General features: G+C 69.1%; 7 protein-coding genes and 3 pseudogenes. 4 read left to right on the top strand and 6 right to left on the bottom strand.

Annotation, left to right across the window (positions count from 1 at the left end):
- Positions 1-872: 872 nt before the first annotated feature.
- The 3 genes and pseudogenes from ACFVWD_RS33930 to ACFVWD_RS33920 all read right to left on the bottom strand — a co-directional run.
- A pseudogene (locus ACFVWD_RS33930) lies at positions 873-1,046 on the bottom strand (integrase); the annotation flags it as partial.
- A 116-nt stretch (positions 1,047-1,162) separates the two neighbouring features.
- Complete coding sequence (locus tag ACFVWD_RS33925) at positions 1,163-2,806, bottom strand: APC family permease (RefSeq protein WP_389601685.1); 1,644 nt, start codon at positions 2,804-2,806, stop codon at positions 1,163-1,165.
- Between the two features lie 881 nt (positions 2,807-3,687).
- Positions 3,688-3,849 (bottom strand): annotated as a pseudogene (locus tag ACFVWD_RS33920) (IS701 family transposase); the annotation flags it as partial.
- Positions 3,850-4,006: 157 nt separating this feature from the next.
- Here ACFVWD_RS33920 and ACFVWD_RS33915 point away from each other — a divergent pair.
- Together ACFVWD_RS33915 and ACFVWD_RS33910 are read left to right on the top strand one after the other, a co-directional pair.
- Positions 4,007-4,291 (top strand): maleylpyruvate isomerase N-terminal domain-containing protein, encoded by a 285-nt coding sequence (locus tag ACFVWD_RS33915; protein ID WP_389601684.1) that lies wholly within the window; start codon positions 4,007-4,009, stop codon positions 4,289-4,291.
- Positions 4,292-4,409: 118 nt separating this feature from the next.
- On the top strand, positions 4,410-4,766 hold the full coding sequence (locus ACFVWD_RS33910) for a hypothetical protein (protein WP_389601682.1): 357 nt from the start codon (positions 4,410-4,412) through the stop codon (positions 4,764-4,766).
- A 176-nt stretch (positions 4,767-4,942) separates the two neighbouring features.
- Here the strand turns inward: ACFVWD_RS33910 and ACFVWD_RS33905 are convergent, their stop codons facing one another.
- The 3 genes from ACFVWD_RS33905 to ACFVWD_RS33895 all read right to left on the bottom strand — a co-directional run bounded on the left by ACFVWD_RS33905 (position 4,943) and on the right by ACFVWD_RS33895 (position 8,264).
- A complete protein-coding gene (locus ACFVWD_RS33905) occupies positions 4,943-5,344 on the bottom strand; it encodes a hypothetical protein (protein WP_389601681.1) in 402 nt (133 codons plus the stop codon).
- Entirely contained in the window at positions 5,257-6,087 is an 831-nt protein-coding gene (locus ACFVWD_RS33900; RefSeq protein WP_389601679.1) for an LLM class flavin-dependent oxidoreductase, read from the bottom strand. The genes ACFVWD_RS33905 and ACFVWD_RS33900 overlap by 88 nt, the downstream gene beginning before the upstream one ends.
- A 206-nt stretch (positions 6,088-6,293) precedes the next feature.
- The gene (locus ACFVWD_RS33895) at positions 6,294-8,264 is read right to left on the bottom strand and encodes an LLM class flavin-dependent oxidoreductase (RefSeq protein WP_389601677.1); all 1,971 of its coding nucleotides are present in this window, start codon (positions 8,262-8,264) and stop codon (positions 6,294-6,296) included.
- 18 nt (positions 8,265-8,282) lie between these two features.
- On the opposite strand from ACFVWD_RS33895, the pseudogene ACFVWD_RS33890 reads away from it, so the two are divergent.
- Positions 8,283-8,969 (top strand): annotated as a pseudogene (locus ACFVWD_RS33890) (oligopeptide/dipeptide ABC transporter ATP-binding protein); the annotation flags it as partial.
- Between the two features lie 340 nt (positions 8,970-9,309).
- Positions 9,310-9,672: a four-helix bundle copper-binding protein gene (locus tag ACFVWD_RS33885; protein WP_385385749.1), complete on the top strand. Its 363-nt coding sequence runs from the start codon at positions 9,310-9,312 to the stop codon at positions 9,670-9,672.
- The last annotated feature ends 19 nt before the right edge of the window (positions 9,673-9,691 follow it).

Here is a 9,691-nt window from a genome sequence, read left to right as displayed (position 1 = left end):
ACAACCCACCACAACATGCTCCCTGCAACCACCCCAAACCAAACCAGCTAGTCCGTATATTCACAAGACCAAAACCCCCACCACACCCCAACACCGGCCCAAACACCTGCCCCCGCCCACCACCCCGCTGAGCCCCCACCGCCCCCCGCACCCACCCCCACCAGCACAAACACCCCCACCCACCCGCCACCGCCCCACCCACCCCCACCCAACCGGACGACCGGATTCAACCCCTCACCCCACCACCTATGTGGATGCCGACAGCCGGTACGGCAGGTAGGGCCGGGCGGGTACTACCAGAGAGTGCACGTGATCGACACCAGCGACATCGACGTCTATCTCGGCCTGGACATCGGCCTGAACATCGGCAAGGGCGAACACCACGCCATCGCACTCACCCCGGCCGGGAAGCAGGCCGACGCCGCAAAACCATCGTGGCCTGCGACACCTGCCACGACGCATCGACTCAGAGAAACCAGCCACACTGCCCACGCAGTAGCCACTGGAGGTTCACCGCCTGGGTCCGCGCGATGGCCGAGATCAGCGCGGAGCGGGAGTTCCTCGCCCGCCGTCTGCGCGGATGGGCCCTGCTGCGGTCAATCACCGTGGGCGAGCCGTGGGGCTCGGAGGAAGTCACCACCGGTTCCGACTGGTTCCAGCGCAAGGCGTCGAGACCCTGCCCTCACCCGCCGTCCTCACCCCGCTCGCCGAGGCCGGAAGAACCCGACGGGTCCGAACCGACGCCAGTCGCCGACTACGTCAGGGACGCCACAGCGACTGACTTGATCCACAGGTCTTGACTATTCCTCGACCGAGGGAGCGACGAGGGCCGCGGCGATAGAAGGTGGGCGACCACCCTCGGCTCGGCCGCCAGAGTGTCGCAGGATCTCCATGATGGTGGGCATGTCCACACCCAGCTCGTTCAGGATCCTGCCGGCGGTGTGACGGCTCCCGTCGTACAGGCGCCGATCATCGATCCCCGCTTCCCTGAGGAGTTCCTTGAACTCCTCGTAGTCGGCACGGGGGTCCGGCGGACGCCGGTCCGGGGGTGGCCCTTCTCGTCGAGCCGGGCGAGTTCGCGTTCACAGCCAAGACAGTGTGCTTGCGCCACCCCGGAACCGGCCGCTTCGGGACCGCCCCGGTATGAGGGAGTGCGGACGGGTCAGTGACCGCCCGCGTCGACGACCTCGACGTCCTCGATGTTCTGCTCGATCGCGTCGGTCGGCAGGGCCACGCGGATCGCCCAGTGGTAGATCGCCAGGGAGAACACGGCCACGACGGCGATGTCCGTCCACATCGGAAGGTTGCCCTGGCCGTTACCGAAGGTGCCCTGCCAGGAAGTCACACCGATGCCGAGCAGGTAGACCGGCAGCCACTGGGCGGACTTCCAACTGATCCGCGGAGCGTTCGGCAGGCCCTTCTTGGACGCGTAGAGGGCGTAGCCGCCGAGCAGGATGTAGCCCAGGACGATCGCTTCGCCCAGCTTCTGCAGGGTCTGCCAGCCGCTCCAGTAGATGATCAGGCTCGCAACGATGAACGCCAGCGGGGAGAGTACGCCGCCGAACGGCAGCCGGTAGCTGCGCTCACGGTTCGGCAGGCGCCGGCGCAGCGCGCCGAAGGCCAGTGGAGCACCCGCGTACATGAGCACGCTGGCGGAGGTGATGAAGCCGACCAGCTGCTGCCAACTCGGAAACGGCAGGAAGCAGACCACGCCGGTGACGAAGGACATGATCAGGCCGTACACCGGGACCCCGCGTGAGTCCGTGCGCTCGAAGGCGCGCGGCGCGTAGCCGTTCTTGCTCAGACCGTAGGAGATACGGGAGGTGGAGGTGGTGTAGATCAGACCGGTGCCGCCCGGGGAGACGATGGCGTCGAAGTACAGCACCACGGTCAGCCAGCCCAGACCGACAAGGGTGGCCAGACCCGCGAAGGGGCCACTGATACCGACGAAGTCGAGCTTGTCCCAGCCCTTGGCGAAGCTGCTGCCGGGCAGCGCGCCGATGAAGACGACCTGCAGCAGGACGTAGATCAGCGTGCCGATGGCCACTGAGCCGAGCACCGCGCGAGGGATGTCGCGCTTGGGGTTGCGGCTCTCGCCCGCCAGCTGGATCGCCTGCTCGAAACCGAGGAGGGCGAAGACGATGCCGCTGGTGCTGATCGCGGCGAGCACGCCCTTGGAGCCGAACGGCGCGAAGCCGTGCGAGGTGAAGTTGCTGCTGTGGAAGTGGGTCGCAGCGAGCGTGAAGATGGCGAGCAGCGGCACGAAGATCTTCAGCCAGGTGGCAGCGCTGTTGGTCCGGGCCAGCACCGTGACACCGAGGAAGTTCACGGCGACGAAGACGCCCATGAGGATCACCGCGACGATGAAGCCGCTCGTCGTCAGGGTGCCGTTGCCATTGAGGAAGCTCTGGGCGAAGTGCCAGTGACCGGCGTAGCCGATCATGGCCTCGACCTCGATCGGCGCCACGGTTGCCGCCTGCAGCCAGGCGAACCAGCCAAAGGACATGCCTGCCAGGCCGCCGAAGGCGTAGTGCGGGTAACGGGCGGTACCGCCGGCGACGGGGAACATTCCACCCAGCTCGGCATGAACAAACGCCAGGAGCACGATCGCGACCGCGCCGATGCCCCAGGAAATCAGAGCCGCCGGGCCGGCGGCGACGACGGCGTTCTTCGCGCCGTACAGCCAGCCGGATCCGATGATCGAGCCGGCGGACGCCCAGAGCAGTCCGATCAGTCCGACGTTCCGTCGGAGGGAGCTGTGGTGCTGGCTCGTGCTTGGTGGGGCGAGCTGGTCGACAGATGCCATGGGGCGGCCTCACGGTGTTAGCGGTGCGTTAAAGAATCGCCACAGACTAGGTTCAGAATGTCGCCATGCAACACCCCAGAGAGCTGAATGGTAATTTTCATCACGTCACATTCTTCGTCTGCGCAGCTCGGTGGCCACCGCTGGACGTGATGGATCCCGTCGGCGACACGCCGGCGTACATCTGACCCTGGCGGCGAAACCGTCGTCAGGCTGCAGTCGTCGCCGCGGTGCCGACTGAGCCGTGGTCGCGACTGACCGCGGTTTCGAGTGCGCGGGAGGAGCGAGGCGAACGGACAAACCATCCCCCATCTCCCCCGCACGCTCTGTGACACGGCATCATCCACCGCGATGCCGCCCGCCACATCACCGCACTCGACACGACCCACGACCCCGACGGCGCCCTTGCTCATCTGCTCTCCCTCGCCGACGAGGAAGAAGGCGCCCAGTTCTGGTGGCGCTACGCGGCCGGGGCCGGCGGCACCACAGCCCTCCTGTGCCGGTAGCTCCTCCACCTCCACCACGGATACATGCGCGACGCCCGGCACAGGGTGATGCTCACTGCTCCTCTGCGCCTGCTGTTCCCGCGTGAGCTATCTGACAGAATCCTTCGCCCTCAAAGCCCTGAGGCGTGGTCGGCCAGTCGAGCAGTTCCTGGGCCCGGTCGGCTCCCCGGCACGACCGGGCATCCGCTACCTCGAGGTCAGGGCGGCGAAGCGAGCTTTGAGGTCTTCCCAGAGATACGCAGCCACCGCAACATCGGTAAGACCTCACACAGGCCAACGATCCGAGCTCAACGGGGTCGCATGATCGGCCGGACAGCTCCTAGCGGACCGGCGACGCTGTGTCCGGAGGTATCGGACCCTGACCCTCAGCAGGCCAGGCGTCCAGCAGTTCTTGCGTGGCAGGTCCGGCAGAAGCCCGAGCACGAGCTCCCGCACCCGCCGCCGCGGTTCCATCCGGGCAAACCGCCCCGCTATGCAGCCCATCAGGGCCTCGAACGTATCCTGCCGGTGGCCAGGATCTACGCTGTGACCTGCGGCCATCGCATGATCTTCATTCGTCACACCGATAATCACCGGTGACCGCACGAAGGCCCCCGTGCTGGCCCCCAACAGCACGACCACGAACCGCTGTTGGAGTACTCAGCGGTCGGTGGAAACCCGAAGGGCCGCCGTCAGTACCGGGTGATAGCAAGCTGGGATGCCCCAGACACCTGCGTTCGAAGACCTGCTGACTCTGATCGAGGACCGCTCCGCCGCCCTGCGCAGCAGCGTCGCGGGCTCCCCCGATCTGGATGTCCGCGTCCCCAGCTGCCCCGACTGGTCGCTGCGCGAGCTCGTCGAGCGCCTTACCCAGGTGCACCGGTTCTGGGCGGCGGCGGTCCTACGCTCTGGCCTGCGACCCTCGCCAGCAAGATCACGATCTGCAGCTGGAGTACTGGTCGCTCGCAGCACGACCTTGTTGAGGTGCGCTGGTAGGGCGTGACCGGTTGGGTCTATTAACCGTTCGTGGGATGCGGAGAACCGGCTGTAGATCGTTGACGAAGAGCTGCGGGCGCTGATCGAGCCAGCTGCACGGCCGTGTCTATGGCGCCACGGTCGATGTGGCCGTCGCCTTGCGTGACGGCCACGTGGTTGAGGTAGCCGAACATCAGCGCGCCAAGATCAGGTCGGTTGATCAGAGACCTCGTATCCCCTTCACGGCACAGGCATCCTCGGCGGTGCCTTCAGCGTCGGTCTGCATCGGGGGGAAGCTCCCGAGAGACTGTCTCTCGGTCTGCGCCGAAGTTGCCGTCAACTGGCTACGAGGAGTTCTTGCACTCGCCCAAAGAGCCATTGGGGCGCTGAAGCTGAAGAAGCGGTTCAAACGCTTCGTGCTGGACGCCGGATTCGACCATCTGCCCGTCGCCGACGTCGTCTCGGTCGCGCTCGACGAGTGGCTCGCCGTCCGTGGCTTGTGACGCGGTGAGATCTTCCAGGGCGTCCGCGAGCGCCTGGCTCGTTCGCGGACAGCCGGTGGAGTGGACCAGGATCCGCCCCAGGGTGTGAGCGGGGTCCCGTGTGCTGGGCCCGGCCATGACGTGAACCTCGTCCGGGACCCGAGTGACGTCCGCCGGCCGGCGGCTTGCCGTTTCGCTCAGTCACCCTGCGGGGCGGCGAGCGGCGGCAGATCCAGATGGTCACGCAGGGTGCTGCCGCGGTACTCGGTGCGGTAGACACCCCGGCTCTGGAGTTCCGGCACCAGCTTGTCGACGATGTCGGCGACCGAAGACGGAAGCAGGTGCGGCACGATGTTGAATCCGTCCACGGCGCGAGTGGTGACGTAGCGGGTCCACTCGCCGGCGCCAGCCGACGGCATGCCGGTGAACGCCGGGTGGCCCGGTGCCACCTCCAGCACCAACTGCCTTAACGACAGGCCGCGTTCGGTCGCCAGCTCGCGCCACTTGCGGATCAGGGCCGCTTTGCCGGTGCGGTGCGCGATCGCGATCGTGCCGCGTGAAGGGTCGAGCTCGTCCTCGCTGGGCTCGATGTCGGGCAACGGTCCGTCCGGGTCGTAGGCGGACAGGTCGGTGCCCCAGTACTGCTCCAGGAAGGCGATCGCCGGGGGCCGTTGATCTGCTCGCCGCGCACCCAGCGGGCCTTCTCCTCCGCCTCCGCCGGGGTGTCGCCCAGGACGACGCTCGCGCCCGGCAGGATCCGCAGCGAGTCCGGGGACCGGCCGTGCCGGGCCAGCCGGTCGCGCAGGTCGGCCGCGTAGGCGACGGCCTTGCCGTACTCGGTGTTGGCGGAGAAGACGACGTCGGCGTGGCGGGCGGCGAGGTCGCGGCCGCCGTCGGAGTCCCCCGCCTGGAAGAGCACCGGCCTGCTCTGCGGGCTGACCGGTACGGTGGCGGTGGCTCGCAGCCGGACGAGGTCGGTGTCCCTCTCGACCGGGCGGGCAGGACCCCGGCCGTCCCAGGACGACCACAGTTCCTTGGCCGCGTCGACGAACTGTCCCGCGCGGTCGTAACGGCGTTCGTGCTCCAGCCAGCCTCCCTGCCGGAAGTTGGCTCCGGTCCAGGCGTTGTCGGTGGTGACGATGTTCCATCCGGCCCGGCCTGCGGACAGCAGGTCGAGGCTCGCCAGGCGGCGCGCGAGATCGGCCGGGTAGTTGTAGGTGGTGTTCTGGGTGGCCACCAGTCCGATCCGTTCGGTGACGGCTGCCAGCGCGGACAGTTGGGTGATGGCGTCGGGGCGGCCGGCCACGTCGAGGTCGAAGATCCTTCCCTGGTTCTCCCGCACCCGCAGTCCCTCGCCGAGGAAGAAGGCGTCGGAAGAAGGCGTCGAAGAGTCCCCGCTCCAGCGTCCGCACCACGTCGACGCAGGTCTCGATCGCCGTGTGCGAGGGGGCGTCGGGGTCGGTCCAGATCAGCTGGGGTCCCACGCCTGTGAAGAACAGACCGAGGTGGAGCTGGGGACGGGAGGACGGTTCGGTCATGGCGGTCACCTCAGGCGTTCGTGGTCGCGGCGGCGAAGCGGTTGGCGGGGCGGGGCAGGCCGAGCGTGGTACGCAGCGTGTCGCCGGGGCGGGGCGGATGGTGGAGTCCGGCGGTGGCCAGGGCGGGCAGCACCCGGTCGGACAGGACGGGCAGGTCGTCGGCGAGGACGGCAGGGTGCAGCCGTACGCCGTCGACGGATTGGGCGAGTTCGGTGAGGAGTCCGGTCAGCGCTTCCGGGGAGCCGGTGTGGCGCAGCCGTCCGGTCTCCGGCCAAGTGGCCGTGGCGTTCAGCTCGGCCAGCCGGTCGACGGCCGGGACAGCGGTGTCGAGTACGACCTCCACCTCTGCGAAGACCAGGGGTGCGCCGCTCTCCCGGGCGGTGGCCGCGCGGGAGGCGATTCCGGCGGCTGTGGGGCGGGCCACCAGGACCACGTCGGCGCGCTCGTCGATCTCCAGCGCGTCCGGGGCGAGGACGACGATCTGTCCTTGCGGCGGGCGGGGCGTGATCAGGGGGCCCTTGGCGGTGAAGGAGACAGCCTCGAAGTCGATGTGGTGCACGCGGTCCGGGTCCAGGAAGCGGCCGGTGGCAACGTCCTTGATGATCGCGTCGTCGTCCCAGGAGTCCCACAGGGCACGGGCGGTGTCGACCACGTCCGCGATCTCCCGGCGCAGCGCCCCGGCGGGGAGCAGGTCCCGGCCGACGGTGGCGAGGTCGTCCACGCCGGCCGCCGCTCCCACCAGCCAGGCGGCCCGGCCGTGCGATGCGTGGTCCAGGCCGGCCAGCTGGGTGGCGAGGTGGAAGGGCTCGGTGGTCGTGACATGCAGCGTGGGCGCGAGCCCGATGCGGTCGGTGAGACCCGAGACGTACGCCGCGCGGGTCCCGGCCTCGATTCGGCCGATGGGCTCCGGGCCCGTGCCGGGCGGCAACGGCGCGTCGGCGAAGGTGACGAGGGCGAAGCCGGCGTTCTCGGCGGAGACGGCCGCCTCCCGTACCGCCTGCGCCGTCGGGGCCGCTTGGGCGGCCGGGTGGACACCGCCTCCGTCGGCCTCCAGGGCGAGGTGCAGACCGGGCAGCCCGGTGTGGCGGTCAGTCATGGCGAGTTCCTCCGGTGTGCGGTTCGCATGCAGGTGTGTGCTCAGGGGAAGTGAGGCGGCCGGTCGCCACGGACCGGGAGATCGGCGGCGCGGCCGGTGTGGGCGCCGACCATGACGTCCGTGCCAGCCACAGCGCCACCCCGGCCGCCGCCAGGACGGCGGTCGCAGCCCCCATGGCCAGCCCCCAGCGCACCCCCGCGTGCTGGGAGATCCAGCCGATGACGGGGGGCCGACCGGGCTGCCGCCCATGGAGATCACCGTGTAGACCGCCATCACCCGGCCGCGCATGGCGTCGCTGACCTCCGACTGGACGAAGGCACTCACCGCCGTGTTCAGCGTCATCAACGTGAAACCGGCGGGCAGCAGCAAGGCGGGGTACACGGGCATGACCGCCGCCAGTGCCTCGAAACCGCCGAACAGCAACGCGCCGGCCACGACCGTCCGGACCCGGGGCGAGACACCGCGCGTGGCGACGATCGTCCCCGCGACGGTGCCGATGGCCAGGGCCGTGTTCATGATGCCGAGCCCCCGGGAGCCGACCTCGAAGACCCGGCCGGCAAACAGGGTCAGCGTGGTCGGGAAGTTGACGGCGAAGGTCGCAACCAGACCGAAGATGGTGAACACGCCGACGAGTTCGGGTCGCGCGGCCACATAGCGCAGCCCCTCCGCCCCGGCTCCCGTCCACGGGGGCCGGGAGACGGCGCGTGTCTCCCGTGCCCGTGGACGGATCGACAGCAGACCCGCGAGGACGACGGTGAAGGACACGCCGTTGAGGGCGAACACCCACCCGGTACCGATCACCCCGATCAGCACACCGGCGATCGCCGGACCGATCAGGCGGGCGGCGCCGGATTTCAGACTCTTCCGATGGGCACCTTTGGCCACCCTGCTGACCACCAGTGTTCTGCTGACCGCCTGCCCGTCGCGGACATCGTGGCCGAGCCGCTGCGCGCCCAGGGCGCCGACCGGGCCACCGTCGCCCGCCGCGTGCCGGAGCTACTGCGCCAGGTCGGCCTGGACCCGGCCCACGCGGACCGCTACCCGCACGAGTTCGCGGGCGGCCAGCGCCAGCGGATCGGCATCGCCCGCGCCCTGTCCGTCGAGCTCGAGCTGCTCGTCCTCGACGAACCGGTCTCGGCGCTGGACGTCTCGGTCCAGGCCGGGGTGCTCAAGCTGCAGCAACGCCTCAAGGAGGAGCTGGGCCTCGCCTATCTCTTCGTCTCCCACGACCTGTCCGTCGTACGGAACATCGCCGACCGCGTGAGTGTGGTCTACCTCGGGCGCACGGTCGAGGCCGGCCCGGTCGACGAGGTGTTCGAGCGGCCGCGGCACCCCTACACCCAGGCCCTCCTCTCCGCCGTACCGCTGCCCGATCCGGTGCGCGAGCGGGCGCGGCAGCAGTCGCGGATCCTGCTCGCCGGGGATCCGCCGAGCCCGACACGGCGGTACGGCGGCTGCCGGTTCCGGGCGCGTTGCCCGCTCCAGGCGCAGCTGAGCGAGGGGGAGCAGAAACGGTGCGCCTACGAGGTGCCCAAGCTCGACGGCGACGGAGCCGCCTGTCACTTCCCGCGCGTACGAGAAATCGTCTAGGCCGTTTCTGATGACTCTTGGATGAGGCCGCAGGGCCGGATGACGATCGCGGTGACGGTCAGCGTGACGTTGAAGAAGATGCGGTCGCGTTTGTCGTACTGGCTGGCTACCGCGCGGTACCGCTTCCACTTGCTGACGCAGCGCTCGACGGCGTCGCGGCGGCGGTTGAACCGATCACTCCCCTGGGCTGGCCCGTGACGCGGCCCAGGTATGCCGGGACGGGCAATTCGGGCAAAAGATCCGGTATCGCTCCGTCCGCCTCGTGGCGGGCGGGCACGGGAAGAAGTAGAACAAAGGGGCAAGGGGCCCGCCCCGGGCCCCCTCACCCCCAGGAGGAGCCATGAGCCAGCCCGGATCCATGCCCGCGATGAGCAAGGAGATGCAGGACTGCGTCGAGGCGTGCATGTCGTGCCACAGCATGTGCGAGGAGACCATGAGCGCATGCATGCAGATGGGCGGCGCGCCCTCGATGCAGATCATGCGCGCGGTCATGGACTGCTCCGAGATGACCCGCATGTGCGCGGACATGATGATGCGCCGCTCGCCGATGTCGGCCGAGATGTGCGCGATGTGCGCCAAGGCGTGCGACATGTGTGCCGAGGCGTGTATGACCGTGCCGGACGACCCAATGATGATGCGATGTGCCGAGGCGTGTCGCCGCTGCGCGGAGATGTGCCGCACGATGGCGGGCGCCACGATGTGACCCCTGCCTGATCGGCGTC

The sequence above is a fragment of the Streptomyces sp. NPDC058086 genome (assembly GCF_042885015.1).
Lineage (GTDB): Bacteria > Actinomycetota > Actinomycetes > Streptomycetales > Streptomycetaceae > Streptomyces.
Note: the sequence above shows the minus strand (reverse complement) of the source record. Positions and strands in the feature narration are given on the sequence as shown.